A 17,703-nucleotide genomic window follows, 5' to 3' on the forward strand; every position below is an offset into this window, starting at 1 on the left:
TAAACCCGAAAATTACTATTTAGAAGATAGGTAATCTAATACGTTTTTTTCAATACGTTGATCAATATTGTCAATATCTGCTTTTACAAACTTTTCTCCCAATATATTCTCGTATAATTCGATATATCTTTCAGAAACAGACTCAATATATTCGTCTGTCATATTTGGAATCTGCTGTCCTTCTTGTCCCTGAAAACCATTTTCAATCAACCAACGGCGAACAAATTCTTTAGAAAGTTGTTTTTGCTCCTCTCCTTTTTCTTGTCTTTCCGCATAACCTTCAGCATAAAAATAACGAGAAGAATCCGGCGTATGAATTTCGTCAATCAAAACAATAACTCCGTCTTTAGTTTTTCCGAATTCATATTTCGTATCTACCAAAATTAAACCTCTTTGAGCTGCAATTTCAGTTCCTCTTTGAAATAGAGCGCGAGTATATTTTTCTAAAACTAAATAATCTTCTTCAGAAACAATTCCTTTAGCTAAAATGTCTTCACGGGAAATATCTTCATCATGTGATCCATTATCCGCTTTTGTAGTTGGTGTAATAATTGGTTGCGGAAATTTATCATTTTCTTTTAAACCTTCAGCCATAGCAACACCGCAAATTTGTTTTCTTCCTGCAGCATATTCACGAGCAGCATGTCCTGACAAATAACCACGAATTACCATTTCTACTTTAAAAGGTTCGCATAAATGTCCAACAGCAACGTTTGGATCTGGAGTAGCAATCAGCCAGTTTGGAACAATATCCTGAGTTAATTCCATAAATTTAGTAGCAATCTGATTTAAGATTTGTCCTTTGTATGGAATTCCTTTTGGCAAAACTACATCAAAAGCAGAAAGTCTGTCTGTTGCTACCATTACCAAAAGTTCGTCGTTGATGTTATAAACTTCTCTAACTTTTCCGCGGTAAACTGATTTCTGATTCGGGAAATTAAAATTTGTAGTTGTGATTGTATTACTCATTATCTAGTTGTGTTGTTTTTTATGAATGCAAATTTAAAATTATTTCAGAGAGTTACACCATGAAATTTTAAGATTCAGAAATAAAAAAATCCCTAAACAGAATATTTAGGGATTTTCATTTAAATACAATTCTAAATTAACTTGAAGCTAATTCTTTATCTAAAATTTTTGATGCAATATATTTGGCCACACCATCTTCCGCATTTGTTTTAATAACTTCTAATTCCGGTAGCGTTTCTTTCAAAATTGATGGTGCATTCCCCATAATTAAACCTTTTCCGGCTGCAGCCAACATTTGAACATCATTAAATCCGTCTCCAAAAGAAACAGCTTGTTCAAGCGTATAACCTTCTTTTTCTAATACTTGTTCAATCGCAACGGCTTTATCAATAGATTTATCCATAAATTCTAAACAAGTCGGCAGACTAAAAGCATGATGCAAATGTTCTGAAGAATTAGCCAAAATCGCATCTTTTAGTTTTACTAATTTTTCGTGATCATCGCATGAAAAGAAAATCTTAATAGCTCCAAAATCTTCTAAGTTTTTGTAGTCAACTAATTCCGGACGGTATTTTAATTCTGCCTGGAAAGAATTCAGTCTTTCGTTCCATTTATTGGTTTGCCAAACATTTTCTTTAAATAAAACGACTGTAATAGCAGGGTCAATTTCAACATTTAAAGCGGCTTTTACCACATCGCTATCCAAATTAAAAGCAAAAAGTTCTTCTTTATTTGGCGAGTGAATTCTGGCTCCATTGGAACTAACTAAGTAAACCGGAACTTCAAGTGTTTCAATAATAGCCATTGCATCCAAATGATGACGGCCTGTTGCAACTACAATTAAATAACCCTGATTGTGAAGTTCCTGAAAAATTGATTTAGTATAATCTGAAATTCTGTGTTGTGGGTTGAGTAAAGTTCCATCAAGGTCACTTACTACAACTTTTATATTTTTAAGTTTTGTCATAATTAATTTATCAAATTCGATGATAGGCAAATTTAAGGTTTTAAGCCCGGTTAGACAAAGATTATGAGCTTTGAGCGCTAAAATTGAGGTAAGTTTATTATTTATTTAACTATTAGGTTAAATATTGCTTTATTACTAATTAAATCTTAACAATTCCTGTTTTGTACAAATTTACAGCTTTCTGAATAATCGATTCTATTTGTTCCAAAGGTAAATCAGCATGAGTGTCAAACATCATAATTTTCATTCTGGAACGATTTTCCTGAATGAGAAAAGCTTCATCAAAATGTTTTCCTTCCACAATTCCAATATATGGTTGTTTGAGTTTTTTATGAATCCATAAATAGCAGAACATTTTTCCTTTATAGCAAAAAAACGGCATTCCGTATTTTAGCATGTTTGTAATATCCTGATCTTGTTTTAGAATGATTTCTTTTAATGCCAGAAAGATCCCTTTTACAGGTTCTTCCTGGTTTAAGTAGAAATCGTCTAGCTGTTTCATTTTCTTATCTTTCGAGTTTTGGCAAAAACAATTTTTAAGGTATCAGGACAACCGGAACCTGGTTTTAATTTGTAAACTAAAGTATCATTTTTAATATAAAATCTTTCTTTGTCAAAAATTAAAAAATCGGTATCGTCTTTCGGATTACAATTTGGTATTGTTAAAATTTCTTTTCTTTTTCTAGTTTCAAATGGATTGCAATCTACAAATGGAATCATTCTGTAACAAGTATCGATTTTTGTACTGTTTAATTCAATAAAATCTCCAACTATTTTCCATTTCCCTTTAGATACTAAAGTCCACTGACACCCTGCTCCATTATAATTAAAAGTACTGTCCTTATTAATTTTAATTGTTGCATGACCTGGTACGATATATTCCGTATCGTACCAAGTTCCAACAAATTTATTTACTGGAAATTCCGCTTTTTTACATGAAGCAAAATGAATTAAAACTAAAAAACACAAAACTCTTATCTTCATCGGTTTTTATTTTAAATAGCACTAAAAAAAATATTCGTTTTGCATTTTTCGAAAGAAAAGACACAAAACGAATATTAATAAATGTTAAAACACAATTCACGATTTACATTTAACATTTCACTAAAATTTTATAATTAATCGTGATTCTCAATTTGCTTGTAAGCATCGATTACCTTTTTAACCAATCTGTGGCGAACGATATCTTTATCATCCAGATAAATAATTCCGATACCTTCAATGTCTTTCAAAACCAAAATAGCTTCTTTAAGACCGGAAATAGTTCTTCTTGGTAAATCGACCTGTCCAGGATCACCCGTAATCATAAATTTGGCGTTTTTCCCCATACGGGTCAAAAACATTTTCATTTGTGAGTGGGTTGTATTTTGCGCCTCATCAAGAATTACAAAGGCATTATCAAGCGTTCGTCCACGCATAAACGCTAACGGCGCAATTTGAATAATTCCTTTTAAAATGTAATCTTCGAGTTTTTCATTCGGAAGCATGTCACGCAACGCATCATATAATGGCTGCATATAAGGATCAAGTTTTTCTTTCATATCCCCGGGAAGAAATCCAAGATTTTCTCCGGCTTCGACTGCGGGACGTGTCAGAATGATCCTTTTTACTTCTTTATCTTTTAACATTTTAACCGCCATAGCGACACCGGTATATGTTTTTCCGGTTCCAGCAGGACCAATTGCAAAGACCATATCATTTTTCTTAATGGTATCAACCAGCAATTGCTGATTTGGCGTCATCGCTTTAATAATTTTGCCGCCAACGCCATGAACTAAGATTTTATCATGATCGTAACCTCTTTTTTCTTCCTGGCCATCACTCATAATTACACGTTCAATTACATTATCGTCAATATTATTATAACGCGTAAAATGAAGCATTAATCTTTGAAATCTTTTTTCGAATTCGTCTAAAACTTCTTTTTCGCCAAATGCTTTTAAAGTTGTCCCTCGCGCTACGATTTTAAGCTTTGGGTAATACTTTTTAATGATTTCTAAATGGCTGTCCTGTGCACCCCAAAATTCTTTTGGAGCAATATCTACTAGCTCGATTATTCTTTCGTTCAAATGAAGTTCTTTTTAAATTAAATAATTCAGTTATTATTTTAGGAGTTGTCGGGTTCTTTTTATTAGTCCTGTTAGCAGTGAAAGTTTTCAATTTTTAACGAAACTGAGACCGAGACTGAAAACTGAGACTTGTATAACAGCAACTTAATTTTTAAAACACAATTTGTCTTTTCTTTCTTTCAATTTGCGTTTACTATTATTAGCTTTGCATTTCTCAAATTTAATGAAAATTAGATTTAAATACTATCAATAGTTATAAACAAAAATATGTCAATAATTACCCTTACTACAGACTACGGCTTAAAAGATCACTTTGTGGGCTCGCTGAAGGGTAAAATACTTTCTGAAAATCCAGAGGTTCAGATCATTGACATTTCTCATGACATTGATCCCTTTAATACTGCCGAAGCAAGTTACATCATTGGTGCTTCTTATTTGAGTTTTCCCAAAGGAACAGTTCACCTTATTGGTGTTGATATCGAACGCAATAAAGAGAACCAGCACATCGCGATGCAATGGAACGATCACTACTTTATTTGTGCCGATAACGGAATCCTGAGCATGCTTACACAGAAAATTGTTCCACAGAAAATCGTTGCTATAAATATTCACGATCGTTTCCCGATTGAAGCTACAGATCTGGATATTTTTATTCAGGTTGCTTCTCATTTATCCAAAGGCGGATTATTGAATGTAATTGGAAAGGAAATTACTTCGATAAAAGAAGCTACAGAACTACAACCTGTTGTAGCAGATGACGGAAATTCTGTAAAAGGCAACATTATTTATATCGACCATTTTGGGAATGTTGTCACCAATATTTCCAAAAAACAATTCTTAGAAATTTCACGCGGTCGTCCGTATGAAATTATCATGAAGCCTAAAAGCATCAAAACAATTCTGCCCAATTATTCGGCTATTGCAACTTCTGATAAATATCCGATTAAAACCTATGAGGGAGAAAAACTGGCTATTTTTAATGAAGCAGGATTTCTTGAAATCGCTATTTTTAGGAGCAATCCTTCTAAAGTAGGTTCTGCCAATAGTTTGTTGGGGCTGAATTATCGTGATGTGATTACCATTAAGTTTTCTTGATTTTAGATTGTAGAATTTAAATTATAGATTAATCCTCTCGTAGATTTTGCTGATTGTGCAGATATTATTCAATGCATCATAAACATAGCCCGTGGTTTCAACCACGGGAAACGTGATATTGCATGCGTCCCCGTGGTTGAAACCACGGGCTATATTTGAAAATATTGTGAAAACAGAATTTAAAAATCGACATTTATAATATTTCATTTTTTATTTAAAACAACAATCAAATTTGGTATTTTTGCGCACCTGTAAGACTTTAGGCAATCAAAAAATCTAAAATCAACAGTCTAAAATCTAAAATAATAAGATGTTTGTCCGAATAGTAAAAATGAGTTTTCACGAAGAAAAAATTCCTGATTTTCTGGAGAATTTTGAATCTGTGAAAGATAAAATACGAAATGCAGCAGGAAATCGTTTTTTAGAATTGTATCAGGATAAAAATGACAAATGCATCTTTTTCACTTACAGTTATTGGGAAACCGAAGAAGATTTGGAAAATTACAGAAATTCTGAACTATTTAATACTGTTTGGGATTTTACAAAGAAATTATTCAATGCTAAACCTGAAGCTTGGAGTGTGGATAAACTGGTGAGCTTAAATTAAACCGATTTAACCGCAAAGAACGCAAGTTTTTTCGGAGAAGCTTTATAAAAACGCTAAGTTCGCAAAGCTTTGAGAAAAACTTTGCGAACATTGCGCAAAACTTTGCGTTCTTTGCGGTTAGAAAAAACTTGAAACAAAATATATGAAGTCTATAATTCTAAGAGAAATAAAATCCTTTTTTGGTTCTCCAATCGGCTATTTGGTCATTGCGATTTTCTTAATCAGCAACGGACTGTTTTTATGGGTATTCGAAGGAGATTACAACATACTAAACTCAGGTTATGCCGATTTGACTCCATTTTTCACTTTAGCACCCTGGATTTTAATATTCCTGATTCCAGCCGTAACGATGAGAAGTTTCTCTGACGAAAAAAAACAAGGAACTTTAGAATTGTTATTGACTAAACCTTTATCCATTTGGGAAATTGTAAATGGGAAATTCTTCGGTTCATTTTTACTGATTATTTTAGCGATTATCCCAACGTTGATTTATGTAAAAGTAATTTCAGATTTAGGTTCACCGGAAGGCAATATTGATATGGGAAGCACAATTGGATCTTATTTCGGATTATTGTTTTTAATTGCTTCTTATTCTGCAATTGGAATCTTTACCTCTACCCTTTCAGAAAATCAGATTGTAGCTTTTATTCTTGCTGTTTTCTTATGTTTCTTTCTTTATTTTGGTTTTGAAGGTTTGGCTTCTCTTTTTTCTGATTCTAATAGTTTGATCTCTGTTTTAGGAATGCAAAATCATTTTAAAAGTATGAGTCGTGGTGTTATTGACACACGAGATGTAATTTATTTTTTAAGCATTACCATTGCTTTTTTATCTTTTACTGTTTATCAATTAAAATCTTTTAAAGCGTAATGAAAGCATCTATTAAGCAAAATTTAAAAATATTAGGCATCACTATCTTTATTTTAGTGGTTTTAAATGTACTTGGAACTTTATTTTTTCAGCGTTTTGATTTAACGAAAGACAAACGTTATACCTTATCTCCAACGTCATTAGGAATTGTAAAACAAGTTCAGAATCCGTTATCAATCAAGATTTATATGGCTGGAGAACTTCCGGCTGATTTTAGACGTTTACAACAGGAAACCAAACAATTATTAGAGGAATTTCAAGCTTATAACAAAAATATAGTTTTCGAATTTGTTGATCCTTTAGAAAACGAAGAAGAAAGCGACGAGCTGACAAAATCTCTTTTTCAAAAAGGCTTAACTCCTGTAAACATTACGGTTGACGACAAAGGAAAACAATCGCAAGCAATGGTTTTTCCTTGGGCAATTGCAGTTTATAATGGCAAAGAAGTGAATATTCCGTTATTAAAAAATATAATGGGAGCTTCGACTACACAAAAAGTAATTGGTTCTATTCAGCATTTAGAATATTCTATTGCAGATGCCATCAATAAAGTGACTAAAACCAAACAGAAAAAGGTTGCGATCATAAAAGGAAATGGCGAACTAAGAGAAAGACACATTGCTCAAATGCTGAAGCAGATTCATGAAAGCTATCTAATTGGCCCTTTCACATTAGACTCCGTTGCTAAAAATCCGAATGCTACTTTAAATGAATTGAAGAAATACGATTTAGCCATTATCTCAAAACCAACCGAACGATTCTCTGACGAAGAAAAAGAAGTTCTGGATCAGTTTATTATGAATGGCGGAAAAACGCTTTGGCTTATTGATCAGGTTGCTGCCGATATGGATAGTTTATACAATGATGCGGGAGCGACATTAGCTTATCCAAGAGATTTAAACCTAAATGATATGTTCTTCAAGTATGGATTTAGAATTAATCCTGATTTGATAAAAGACGAACAAGGTACACCGATAAAACTGGCAACCGGCGAACAAGGAAGCGCAACACAATATCAGGATTTTGTATGGAAATTTGCTCCACAGGTTTTCCCAACGAGCCAGCATCCGATTGTAAAAAATCTGGGCGGAATCAAATTTGATTTTGCCAATCCAATTGATACGCTGAAAAACGGAATCAAAAAAACGGTTTTATTACAGTCTTCTCCATATTCTAAAACTATTGGTTCTCCGGCTGAAATCAGCCTGAATATGGTAACGGAGAAAACAACGCCACAGGATTATCTGAATAAAGGAAATCAGAATTTGGCTGTTTTATTAGAAGGAAACTTCCACTCTGCTTTTGAGAATAGAGTTTTACCTTTTAAAGACAATTCATTTACCGTAAAAGGAAAACCAAATAAAATGATTGTTGTTGCCGATGGGGATATTGCGAGAAACCAATTGGACAAAAACAGAATGCCCGTAGAATTAGGTTACGATCAACGAACAGGAAATCTTTATGACAATAAGGACTTTATTATGAATTGTATCAATTACCTGTTGGATGACACTGGACTTATTAACATTAGAAGTAAAGATGTCGAACTGCCTTTATTAGACAAAGAAAAAGTTTATGAAAGTTACAGCATAACCCAATTCATAACTATCGGAGTTCCAATTCTAATTTTATTGGTTTTCGGACTTGTTTTTACCTTTTTGAGAAAAAGAAGATACAGCAAGTAGATGTTAATAAAAAAATGTAATACTTTGGATAGTTTAAGATATATTTGTAATCCGTATATTTAGCCCTTTATTTGCTAAAGCATCCATCAAAAAATAAAATAAAACAGATGAAATTTATAGTATCGAGTTCGTACTTATTAAAACAATTACAAGTTTTAGGTAGTGTAATTAACAGTAACAATACGTTACCAATTTTAGACAACTTTTTATTTGAACTAAACAATAATGAGTTAACAGTTTCGGCTTCAGATCTTGAAACGACTATGTCGGCTACATTATCAATCGATTCTACAAGTAAAGGAAGCGTAGCTGTACCAGCGAAACTTTTACTTGAAATTTTAAAAACTTTCCCTGAGCAACCTTTAACTTTTACTGTTGAAGATAACAACACAGTAGAAATTAGTTCTAACTCTGGTAAATACGCATTAGCTTACGCAGCTGGAGAAGAATTTCCAAAAGCAGTAAGTCTTGAAGATCCATCTGTGACTTTAGTTCCTGCTGAAGTTTTAGCAACAGCGGTAAGCAAAACTATTTTTGCAGCCGGAAATGATGATTTACGTCCGGTAATGTCTGGGGTTTTCTTCCAGTTTTCACCAGAAGGATTAATTTTCGTGGCTACTGATGCTCATAAATTGGTAAAATATTCACGTACAGACGTAAAAGCATCTCAGGTTGCTGATTTTATCATGCCTAAAAAACCTTTAAACATTTTAAAAAGTATTTTAGGTTCTTCTGATGCTGAAGTAAAAATTGAATACAACGATTCAAATGCGACTTTCTCATTTGATAATTATATCTTAATGTGTCGTTTAATCGACGGAAAATACCCAAATTACGAAGCAGTAATTCCAAAAGAAAATCCAAACAAATTAATGATTGACCGTTCTTTATTTTTAAGTTCTGTTAAACGTGTTGCGATTTTCTCTAACAAAACTACACACCAAATTCGTTTGAAAATTGCCGGAGCTGAATTAAACGTTTCTGCAGAAGACATCGATTACTCAAACAAAGCAGAAGAAAGATTGACTTGTGATTATCAGGGAGACGATCTTCAAATTGGTTTCAACTCTCGTTTCCTAACTGAGATGTTAACAAACCTACAATCTGACATGATTATGCTTGAAATGTCATTGCCAAACAGAGCTGGTATTTTAACGCCAGTTGATGGTTTAGAAGAAGGAGAAACAGTTACTATGTTAGTAATGCCTGTAATGTTAAATAGTTAACATTAAAGTTTGTTTCTGTTACAGGGATATTTTTTAGTTTTAAATAAAAGATATATCATTGTAAAAAAAAAGATATCGCTATTAACCAACCATTTTTTATACCTAGAAACCGCAATTCCCATAAAGAGTTGCGGTTTTTTATTTGGGGTTAATTTTGTTTCAGGTTTCAAGTTTTAAGTTGATATGCTTTGTATTTTTAACCGCAAAGCACGCAAGTTTTTTTGATATACGAAATCTATGGAAAACGCGAAGTTCGCAAAGCTTTGTGTAAAAACTTTGCGAACCTTGCGTAAATCTTTGCGACCTTTGCGGTTAAATTAAACATCTAGTATATCAACTTGAAACCTGAAACTTGAAAACCTGAAACAATTTTTTTTCCTTACTTTTGTAATATGAAAATAGAAATTTGGTCGGACATCATGTGTCCGTTTTGTTATATCGGAAAAAGACAGTTGGAAACAGCGCTTGCAGTGTTTCCTAATGACGAATTTGAAATTGAATGGAAAAGCTTTCAGCTGGACCCAACCATTACTTCACAGCCTGATACAGACGTTTACACGTTTTTAGCAGAAAGAAAAGGCATGTCGCTTGAACAATCTAAAGAAATGCATAAAGGAGTCGCAGAACGCGCTAAAAGTGTTGGTTTAGATTATAATTTTGACAAAGCGGTTATTTCTAATTCTTTAAATGCTCACAGAATTATTCAATTGGCTAAAACCAAAAATATGGGCGATCAAATGGAAGAAATTTTCTTCAAAGCTTATTTTACTGATGGCGAAGATTTAAACAACGGTCAAACTTTAATTAAATTAGGAATTCAGGCAGGTTTAGATGAAAATGAAATTAGAGAAGTACTCGAAAGTGAAACTCTATTTATCAAAGAAGTAGAATCAGATATTAAAGAAGCTGGAGAAATTGGTGTTCAAGGTGTCCCATTCTTTGTATTTGATCGTAAATATGCCGTTTCTGGCGCTCAGCCTGTAGAAACATTTGTTAAAACCATTCAGGAAGTTTTAAAATAAACTTCAACACAATAAAAGTTAAAAGCGTGCTGTCTATATCTAAACAGCACGCTTTTATTATTTAGCTTTATGCTAAACTACAAAATTAATGACCTGCTCTACCTTTTGAATCTGTTGATTTTGTTGTAGTGCTTTTTCCTCTAGATCCATTTGTTGATTTTTGAGTTTTTCCAGAATCTTTCATTCCGGATTTCGAATCTTTTCTTGAAGTTTCCATAACATTTAATTTTTTGAAATTAATACATTACAAATTTCGAAAAATGCAGTTTCAGGTGACTTACAGAATTGTAATGGAATATTACAAAATGAAAACTTTCAAATCATGTAACTTTCAAATTAAATCCTATAAAATTTTTAAAGATCTAATTTTCAAATTTGTAGATATATAAAATTGAAATTCTTATTAATTTTAAAACTCAGGATTATGAAAACGAATTCAAAAAATATATTTAACAAAGAAACAATTCAAGCACAATACAAAAAACCGGATCATATTGATACTGCTCATGAAAATGAGGCTATAGATCAGGAATTTACTTCAGGACAAAATTCGGACACCACTTATAAAAACCATTGTATTGGAACTTTCGATGGCTACGAAATCATAGAAAGCGGATTAAATATCGCTGAAGACAATACTCCTTATTCTAATTACGATGAAACTAATCCGTATGATAGTTTTAATCTTGACAATGAAGACGACAGATATTTGTATGTCTAATAAAAAAAGAATACTATGTCTCCGAAGAACGATCAGGAAATTATGAACGAATACTTGTCTAATGAAAGAACTTTATTAGCATGGCTTCGTACTGGGATTGGAATAATGGTTTTCGGATTTGTAGCAGTAAAATTTTCTTTGTTTTTAAAACAGCTTCCGACAAAATATTTAGCAGAAACCCTACCGCCAAACAGCAATTTCACCATCTATTTAGGAATAGGTTTATTAGTTGCCGGAGCATTAACTATTTTACTGTCATACCTTCGTTACATACACACTATCAAACTATTAAAAAAAGGCAAGTATCAATATTCAACTGCAATGCTTACCTTTATTACAATGATGCTGTTTGTGTTGAGCATTTCACTTATCGCCTATTTAATCATCGCGGCAAGTGCTTAAGATAGATTATCTAATTACCCAATTTTCTAATTATCAAATTAAAAAATGAATCCGCCATTACTGCAATTTAACGACAAAGGAATTTACTGCCAACAAGCCGATGTTTACTTGGATCCTTGGCGGCCAGTTACCAACGCGATTATCACACACGGACATTCAGACCATGCGAGATGGGGACATAAAAATTATATCACACATTATTCCAATATTCCTATTATAAAATATCGTTTGGGAGAAATTAATGTCTCTGGCAAAAACTGGAACGAGACTTTTACGATAAACGGAGTGAAATTTTCTTTTCATCCTGCGGGGCATATCATCGGTTCAGCACAAATTAGAGTAGAATACAAAGGTGAAATCTGGGTTTTTACAGGCGATTATAAAACCGAAGATGATGGAATTTCTGTACCTTATGAAGTAGTAAAATGTCATTCTTTTATAACCGAATGTACTTTTGGACTTCCCGCCTTTAAATGGGAACCGCAAGCTGATGTGATGACGGAAATCAATAATTGGTGGACTGAAAATCGTGCAGAAGGAAAAACTTCTGTTCTTTTTGGTTATTCTTTAGGAAAAGCACAACGATTACTAAAATATCTTGATCCAAACATTGGACAGATTTACACTCATGGAGCAATTGAAAATATGACCAATATTGTTCGTCCGATGATTGATCTTCCGCCAACAATTCGAGTCACTTCTGAAACTAAAAAAGAAGATTTATTAGGGAGTATCGTAATTGCTCCGCCAAGCGCACATGGAAGTACCTGGATTAGAAAAATGACTCCTTTTGTAACAGGAACAGCAAGTGGCTGGATGGCTTTTCGAGGAGCAAGACGCAGACGCGCCGTTGATCGTGGTTTTGTTTTAAGTGATCACTGCGACTGGACAGGTTTATTGGAAAGTATCAAAGCAACAGGAGCTGAAAAAGTAATTTGTACTCACGGATATTCAGATATATTTTCCAGATATCTAAGAGAATTAGGTTACGATGCCAGAACGGCAAACACACAATATGAAGGAGAAACAAATGACGTGGAAGAAAGTTAGGGAAGTTAGACATTATGCGATACTTTAAATGAAGCAAAAAAGTTAGACGTTATACGCAAAACGTTGTTCGATACCTAACTCCTTCCCCATAACCCATAACCCATAACCCATAACCCACAACCCACAACCCACAACCCACAACCCACAACCCATAACTCATAATCCATAACCCATAACCCATAACCCATAACCCATAACCCATAACTCATAACTTAAAAAAATGAAAAACTTTGCCGAGCTTATAAAAACCTTAGATAGTTCTAATAAAACATCGGTAAAAGTTGATGCGCTGACCACTTATTTTCTAAAAGCAAGCGACGAAGACAAAGTCTGGACAATCGCCATTCTTTCGCATCGCCGTCCTCCCAGACCTGTTAATACTACTTTACTTCGTTTATGGGCAAACGAAGTAGCAAATATTCCGCTTTGGCTGTTTGAAGAAAGTTATCATATTGTGGGTGATTTAGCCGAAACCATAGCTTTGGTTATTCCAACTACAAAAGAACATTCTGATAAAAGCCTAACCGAATTTCTACAGGAAATCATCGCTTTAAAAAAGAAAACAGATTCGGAGAAAAAAGAATATTTACAAACCAACTGGCTTAATTTAAATTATTATGAACGATTCGTTTTCACAAAGTTAATAACAGGCAGTTTCAGAATTGGTTTAAGTCAGAAATTAATGACTCGGGCGCTTTCTAAAGCGGAGAATATAGACGAAGATACACTCGCTTACAAATTAATGGGCGACTGGAATCCGAATACGATTACGTTTCAGGAATTAATTTTGGATGAAAGAAACAGTGATTATTTATCGAAACCTTATCCATTTTATCTGGCTTATCCAATCGAAGGTGAACTTGAAAATCTTGGTAATCCAGAAGAATGGAGCATCGAACATAAATGGGACGGAATACGATCACAGACTATTATTCGTGATAATGAAATTTATGTTTGGAGCCGTGGAGAAGAATTGGTATCCGATAAATATCCCGAATTTCAATCTTTCATCGGAAATATTCCAAACGGAACTGTTATTGACGGTGAAATTCTTCCTTTTATTGAAAATCAAATTGGAACATTTAATGATTTACAAACCAGAATTGGTCGTAAAAATGTATCGGCTTCTGTTTTAAAAAATACGCCTGTAATTATTAAGGCTTACGATTTATTGGAATGGCAGGGAAATGATATTCGGAATGTACCTTATGAAGAACGTCGTGCTTTGTTGGAAGAATTATTTACTTCTTTAATTGGAAAAGAAATTCCGCTACAGCTATCTGAAAGGTTTCATTTTTCATCTTGGGAAGAAGTCACCAACGAAAGATTAAAATCACGCGAACTCAAAAGCGAAGGTTTAATGCTCAAACGAAAGGATTCTCCTTATTTAGTCGGAAGAAAAAAAGGCGATTGGTGGAAATGGAAAATAGAACCTTTAACCATAGATGCCGTCCTCACCTACGCCATGCGTGGTCATGGAAGACGCTCGAATTTGTTTACCGATTATACTTTTGCCCTTTGGCAGGAAAATGAAAATAAAGAACAAGAGCTCGTCACTTTCGCAAAAGCATATTCTGGTTTAACCGATGCCGAATTTAGAATGGTAGATGATTTTATCAAAAAGAATACTTTGGAACGATTTGGACCTGTAAGAAGTGTTACACCAAAATTAGTTTTTGAAATTGGTTTTGAAGGAATTGCACTTTCCAAAAGACATAAAAGCGGAGTCGCAACCCGTTTTCCGCGAATTTTAAGATGGCGTCACGACAAGAAAATTGAAGAGGCCAATTCTATAGAAGATTTAAAAAATATGATTTCATAAATGAACAGAGAGCAGTTATTTACCATCGCCAATAATTGGTTTGAAAGTCAGGGCTGGAAACCTTTTCCGTTTCAAACTCAGACCTGGACTGCTTTTTTGCAGGGAAAAAACGGTTTGCTAAATGCTCCAACCGGAAGCGGAAAAACGTATGCACTTTGGCTTCCTATCATTTTAAACTACATTAAAGAAAACCCGAATTATAAAACTAAACATACTTCAGGATTAAAAGCAATCTGGATTACACCTCTGCGCTCTTTATCAGTAGAAATCAAACAGGCGGCAGAACGAGTTTTAAATGATTTAGACATTCCAATGACGGTCGGAATTCGTTCGGGAGATACATCTGCGGCAGAACGTGCCAAGCAAAAAAATAAAATGCCAGATTTACTAATTACAACTCCCGAAAGTCTGCAATTGCTTTTGGCAACAAAAGGTTATGCCAATACTTTTAAAAACTGCAGTTCGATTGTAATTGATGAATGGCACGAATTACTTGGAACCAAACGCGGTGTACAGATAGAATTAGCGTTATCAAGATTGAAAACAATCGCAAAAAATATTAGAATCTGGGGAATTTCTGCAACTATCGGTAATTTACAACAAGCTCAGGAAGTTTTACTGGGCATCGATTCGGAAGCTTTCAATAATTCTGTCTTGATTAAAGCCGTAATTCATAAAAAAATAAAAGTGATCTCTATTATTCCGGAAAAAATGGATACTTATCCTTGGCGTGGACATATGGGGTTACATTTGATTGATGAAGTGGCAAAAATTATAAAAGCCAGTAAAACGACTCTAATTTTTACGAATGTTCGTTCGGCTTGCGAAATCTGGTATCAGCGTTTATTAGAACATTATCCTGAATTTGCAGGCGAGATGGCAATGCATCACGGAAGTATCGACAGAGAAACCAGACTTTGGGTTGAAAATGCGATTCGGAATGAAGAATTAAAAGTTGTAGTCTGTACTTCAAGTTTAGATTTGGGTGTTGACTTTGCTCCCGTTGAATCAATTATTCAGGTTGGAGGGCCAAAAGGTGTTGCTCGTTTCATGCAACGTGCGGGACGAAGCGGACATCAGCCAGGAAAAGAAAGCGTTATTTATTTTCTTGCTACTCATGCTATCGAATTGATTGAAGCTTCTGCTTTAAAAAAAGCTGTTGAAAATACTATTATTGAAGATCGCATTCCGTATTTAAACAGCTGGGATGTTTTAGTACAATATCTCAATACGCTCGCAGTTTCAGATGGATTTTACCCTAATGAAATTTTCAAAGAAATTCAGGGAACTTTTAGTTATCAAACTATTACAATCGAAAACTGGAACTGGATTTTAAACTTTATTACACAGGGAAGTCAAAGCCTTCACGTTTATGATGAATTCAAAAAAGTAGAAATTGACGAAAACGGCTGTTATAAAATCAATAATCGAATGACCGCCACGCATCACAGAATGCAGATCGGAACTATTGTGGGAGATGCCGTTATGAATGTAAAATATATGAGTGGCGGTTATATCGGTACGATTGAAGAATGGTTTATTTCGAAATTAAAACCGGGAGATACTTTTATTTTTGCAGGAAAAAAACTGGAATTATTCAAAATCAGAAATATCCAGGTTTTGGTTAAAAAAGCGAGTCCGAAAAAGGAATCTAAAATTGCCAGCTGGATGGGCGGACGTTTGGCGTTATCTTCGCAAATGAGTGAATTATTACGTCAGGAATTGTATCGCGCGAACACAGACAATTTTTCTCCTGAATTAAAAGCATTACAGCCTTTATTCAAAAGACAACGAAAAGAATCTATTGTACCGAGTTCCGATGAATTTTTAATTGAAACTTTTAAAACCAGAGAAGGATTTCATGCCATTTTTTATCCATTTGAAGGACGTTTTGTGCATGAAGCTTTAGCTAGTTTACTGGCATTCAGAATCAGCTTACTGCAATCTATCACATTTTCTCTCGCGTATAACGATTATGGATTTGAATTGCTTTCGGATCAGGAAATTGATATTGAAGCGGTTTTAGATAATAATTTATTTTCAACCGAATATGTGCACCACGATTTACAGAAAAGTTTAAATTCAACCGAAATGGCGCGACGCAAGTTTAGAGATATTGCTGTAATTTCGGGATTGGTTTTTACTGGGTTTCCCGGAAAACTAGTCAAAACAAAACATTTGCAAAGTGGTTCTCAATTGCTGTTCGAAGTATTTAGAGATTTTGAACCTGATAATTTATTATTGCATCAGGCGTATCGTGAAACCTTTGAACATCAGCTGGAAGAAGGACGTTTGATTTTGGCTTTAGAAAGAATTCAAAACCAAAAAATTATTTGGAAACAATGCTTAAAGCCAACTCCATTTAGTTTTCCAATTATAACAGATCGTTTGAGAGAAAAACTTTCAAGCGAAACCTTAGCCGAAAGAATTCAGAAAATGACTGCTTCTTACATGAAATAAACCTTTATGAATATTCAATTAAAAAACGAAAAGTTTATACTTCATCCAACTGGAGCTGTTTTTTGGGAAAGCAAAAAAACAATCATTATTTCTGATGTTCATTTGGGAAAAATAACGCATTTTAGAAAACATGGAATCGCCATTCCGCAAAATGCTGTTTTGGAAAACTTTAGAAAAATCACGGAAGTTCTGGATTATTTTCTTCCTGAAAAAATCATTTTTCTTGGAGATTTATTCCACAGCGCCAAAAATGCAGAATGGAATTTGTTTGAAGAATGGCTTTTCAATCATCAACAAGAAACCTATTTAATTACTGGAAATCATGATATTATTGATGAAAGTCATTATAAAAAAATTGGAGTTATTATGACAGAAATTTTAGAAATTGACGGTTTCTTTTTTACGCATCATCCCACAGAAAAAGAAAACTTATTCAATTTTTCGGGACATATTCATCCCGGAATTGTCTTGCGTGGTTTGGGTTTACAGACTTTAAAGCTTCGTTGTTTCTTTTGTAAACCAAACCAAATCATTCTTCCTGCTTTTGGAGAATTTACAGGAAAGTATTTTCTAAAACCCAATTCAGAAGATACGGTTTATGCTATTGCAGGAAATGAGGTTATTCAAATTAATAAAAAATAACATAACATTCGGATAAATTTAAAATCATATCTAATTAACAATCAATAAATTATACGAATATATTCTCAAAAATAAAAGAATTATCTTTCAAATTTTAA

Annotated in this window: 18 protein-coding genes; 12 read left to right on the forward strand and 6 right to left on the reverse strand. The window is 33.7% G+C overall.

The features are described 5' to 3' along the window. Positions 1–15 precede the first annotated feature (15 nt). The 5 genes from HYN56_RS18700 to HYN56_RS18720 all read right to left on the reverse strand — a co-directional run bounded on the left by HYN56_RS18700 (position 16) and on the right by HYN56_RS18720 (position 4,005). A complete protein-coding gene (locus HYN56_RS18700) occupies positions 16–969 on the reverse strand; it encodes a phosphoribosylaminoimidazolesuccinocarboxamide synthase (RefSeq protein ID WP_109193561.1) in 954 nt (317 codons plus the stop codon). A 136-nt stretch (positions 970–1,105) separates the two neighbouring features. Continuing rightward, positions 1,106–1,936 carry a Cof-type HAD-IIB family hydrolase gene (locus HYN56_RS18705; protein ID WP_109193562.1) on the reverse strand — a complete coding sequence of 277 codons (831 nt, stop codon included), beginning with the start codon at positions 1,934–1,936 and terminating at the stop codon, positions 1,106–1,108. 139 nt (positions 1,937–2,075) lie between these two features. After that, a complete protein-coding gene (locus tag HYN56_RS18710; protein ID WP_109193563.1) occupies positions 2,076–2,438 on the reverse strand; it encodes a DUF1801 domain-containing protein in 363 nt (120 codons plus the stop codon). Beyond that, the gene (locus HYN56_RS18715) at positions 2,435–2,920 is read right to left on the reverse strand and encodes a hypothetical protein (RefSeq protein ID WP_109193564.1); all 486 of its coding nucleotides are present in this window, start codon (positions 2,918–2,920) and stop codon (positions 2,435–2,437) included. Before HYN56_RS18715 ends, HYN56_RS18710 begins: the two co-directional genes overlap by 4 nt. Before the next feature lie 134 nt (positions 2,921–3,054). Then, the gene (locus HYN56_RS18720) at positions 3,055–4,005 is read right to left on the reverse strand and encodes a PhoH family protein (RefSeq protein WP_109193565.1); all 951 of its coding nucleotides are present in this window, start codon (positions 4,003–4,005) and stop codon (positions 3,055–3,057) included. A gap of 267 nt (positions 4,006–4,272) precedes the next feature. Between HYN56_RS18720 and HYN56_RS18725 the strand changes: the two genes are divergently transcribed. The 6 genes from HYN56_RS18725 to HYN56_RS18750 all read left to right on the forward strand — a co-directional run bounded on the left by HYN56_RS18725 (position 4,273) and on the right by HYN56_RS18750 (position 10,508). Continuing rightward, a complete protein-coding gene (locus HYN56_RS18725; protein ID WP_109193566.1) occupies positions 4,273–5,100 on the forward strand; it encodes an SAM hydrolase/SAM-dependent halogenase family protein in 828 nt (275 codons plus the stop codon). A gap of 310 nt (positions 5,101–5,410) precedes the next feature. Further along, on the forward strand, positions 5,411–5,707 hold the full coding sequence (locus tag HYN56_RS18730) for a putative quinol monooxygenase (protein ID WP_109193567.1): 297 nt from the start codon (positions 5,411–5,413) through the stop codon (positions 5,705–5,707). Positions 5,708–5,849: 142 nt separating this feature from the next. Beyond that, positions 5,850–6,575: a gliding motility-associated ABC transporter permease subunit GldF gene (gene gldF / locus HYN56_RS18735; RefSeq protein WP_109193568.1), complete on the forward strand. Its 726-nt coding sequence runs from the start codon at positions 5,850–5,852 to the stop codon at positions 6,573–6,575. Further along, positions 6,575–8,260, forward strand: coding sequence for a gliding motility-associated ABC transporter substrate-binding protein GldG (gene gldG, locus HYN56_RS18740; protein WP_109193569.1), 1,686 nt, complete (start codon positions 6,575–6,577; stop codon positions 8,258–8,260). Before gldF ends, gldG begins: the two co-directional genes overlap by 1 nt. 107 nt (positions 8,261–8,367) lie before the next feature. Continuing rightward, positions 8,368–9,486: a DNA polymerase III subunit beta gene (dnaN, locus tag HYN56_RS18745; RefSeq protein WP_091498742.1), complete on the forward strand. Its 1,119-nt coding sequence runs from the start codon at positions 8,368–8,370 to the stop codon at positions 9,484–9,486. Positions 9,487–9,878: 392 nt separating this feature from the next. After that, positions 9,879–10,508: a DsbA family oxidoreductase gene (locus HYN56_RS18750; RefSeq protein WP_109193570.1), complete on the forward strand. Its 630-nt coding sequence runs from the start codon at positions 9,879–9,881 to the stop codon at positions 10,506–10,508. Between the two features lie 85 nt (positions 10,509–10,593). Here the strand turns inward: HYN56_RS18750 and HYN56_RS25255 are convergent, their stop codons facing one another. Further along, a complete protein-coding gene (locus tag HYN56_RS25255) occupies positions 10,594–10,725 on the reverse strand; it encodes a hypothetical protein (RefSeq protein WP_262510125.1) in 132 nt (43 codons plus the stop codon). Positions 10,726–10,932: 207 nt separating this feature from the next. Here HYN56_RS25255 and HYN56_RS18755 point away from each other — a divergent pair, with 207 nt between their 5' ends. From HYN56_RS18755 to pdeM, 6 genes are all read left to right on the forward strand, one after another. Beyond that, positions 10,933–11,229: a hypothetical protein gene (locus HYN56_RS18755; protein ID WP_109193571.1), complete on the forward strand. Its 297-nt coding sequence runs from the start codon at positions 10,933–10,935 to the stop codon at positions 11,227–11,229. Positions 11,230–11,244: 15 nt separating this feature from the next. Further along, entirely contained in the window at positions 11,245–11,631 is a 387-nt protein-coding gene (locus tag HYN56_RS18760; RefSeq protein WP_109193572.1) for a YidH family protein, read from the forward strand. A 45-nt stretch (positions 11,632–11,676) separates the two neighbouring features. After that, positions 11,677–12,681 (forward strand): ligase-associated DNA damage response exonuclease, encoded by a 1,005-nt coding sequence (locus HYN56_RS18765; RefSeq protein WP_109193573.1) that lies wholly within the window; start codon positions 11,677–11,679, stop codon positions 12,679–12,681. A 220-nt stretch (positions 12,682–12,901) separates the two neighbouring features. Next, entirely contained in the window at positions 12,902–14,503 is a 1,602-nt protein-coding gene (locus HYN56_RS18770) for an ATP-dependent DNA ligase (protein ID WP_109193574.1), read from the forward strand. Beyond that, positions 14,504–16,963 carry a ligase-associated DNA damage response DEXH box helicase gene (locus HYN56_RS18775; RefSeq protein ID WP_109193575.1) on the forward strand — a complete coding sequence of 820 codons (2,460 nt, stop codon included), beginning with the start codon at positions 14,504–14,506 and terminating at the stop codon, positions 16,961–16,963. A gap of 6 nt (positions 16,964–16,969) precedes the next feature. Next, positions 16,970–17,605, forward strand: a complete 636-nt coding sequence (pdeM, locus tag HYN56_RS18780) for a ligase-associated DNA damage response endonuclease PdeM (protein WP_109193576.1) — start codon at positions 16,970–16,972, stop codon at positions 17,603–17,605. Positions 17,606–17,703 lie beyond the last annotated feature (98 nt).

Origin of the sequence: Flavobacterium crocinum, from assembly GCF_003122385.1 — a bacterium.
GTDB classification, from domain to species: Bacteria; Bacteroidota; Bacteroidia; order Flavobacteriales; family Flavobacteriaceae; genus Flavobacterium; species Flavobacterium crocinum.

What these genes read in the sequence shown, in the direction of transcription:
- pdeM (WP_109193576.1), top strand. Translation starts at nt 16,970, where the DNA reads ATGAATATTCAATTAAAAAACGAAAAGTTTATACTTCATCCAACTGGA.
- HYN56_RS18760 (WP_109193572.1), top strand. Translation starts at nt 11,245, where the DNA reads ATGTCTCCGAAGAACGATCAGGAAATTATGAACGAATACTTGTCTAAT.
- HYN56_RS25255 (WP_262510125.1), bottom strand. Translation starts at nt 10,725, where the DNA reads ATGGAAACTTCAAGAAAAGATTCGAAATCCGGAATGAAAGATTCTGGA.
- dnaN (WP_091498742.1), top strand. Translation starts at nt 8,368, where the DNA reads ATGAAATTTATAGTATCGAGTTCGTACTTATTAAAACAATTACAAGTT.
- HYN56_RS18770 (WP_109193574.1), top strand. Translation starts at nt 12,902, where the DNA reads ATGAAAAACTTTGCCGAGCTTATAAAAACCTTAGATAGTTCTAATAAA.
- HYN56_RS18775 (WP_109193575.1), top strand. Translation starts at nt 14,504, where the DNA reads ATGAACAGAGAGCAGTTATTTACCATCGCCAATAATTGGTTTGAAAGT.
- HYN56_RS18750 (WP_109193570.1), top strand. Translation starts at nt 9,879, where the DNA reads ATGAAAATAGAAATTTGGTCGGACATCATGTGTCCGTTTTGTTATATC.
- HYN56_RS18710 (WP_109193563.1), bottom strand. Translation starts at nt 2,438, where the DNA reads ATGAAACAGCTAGACGATTTCTACTTAAACCAGGAAGAACCTGTAAAA.
- HYN56_RS18725 (WP_109193566.1), top strand. Translation starts at nt 4,273, where the DNA reads ATGTCAATAATTACCCTTACTACAGACTACGGCTTAAAAGATCACTTT.
- HYN56_RS18730 (WP_109193567.1), top strand. Translation starts at nt 5,411, where the DNA reads ATGTTTGTCCGAATAGTAAAAATGAGTTTTCACGAAGAAAAAATTCCT.
- HYN56_RS18700 (WP_109193561.1), bottom strand. Translation starts at nt 969, where the DNA reads ATGAGTAATACAATCACAACTACAAATTTTAATTTCCCGAATCAGAAA.
- gldF (WP_109193568.1), top strand. Translation starts at nt 5,850, where the DNA reads ATGAAGTCTATAATTCTAAGAGAAATAAAATCCTTTTTTGGTTCTCCA.
- HYN56_RS18715 (WP_109193564.1), bottom strand. Translation starts at nt 2,920, where the DNA reads ATGAAGATAAGAGTTTTGTGTTTTTTAGTTTTAATTCATTTTGCTTCA.
- HYN56_RS18755 (WP_109193571.1), top strand. Translation starts at nt 10,933, where the DNA reads ATGAAAACGAATTCAAAAAATATATTTAACAAAGAAACAATTCAAGCA.
- gldG (WP_109193569.1), top strand. Translation starts at nt 6,575, where the DNA reads ATGAAAGCATCTATTAAGCAAAATTTAAAAATATTAGGCATCACTATC.
- HYN56_RS18705 (WP_109193562.1), bottom strand. Translation starts at nt 1,936, where the DNA reads ATGACAAAACTTAAAAATATAAAAGTTGTAGTAAGTGACCTTGATGGA.
- HYN56_RS18765 (WP_109193573.1), top strand. Translation starts at nt 11,677, where the DNA reads ATGAATCCGCCATTACTGCAATTTAACGACAAAGGAATTTACTGCCAA.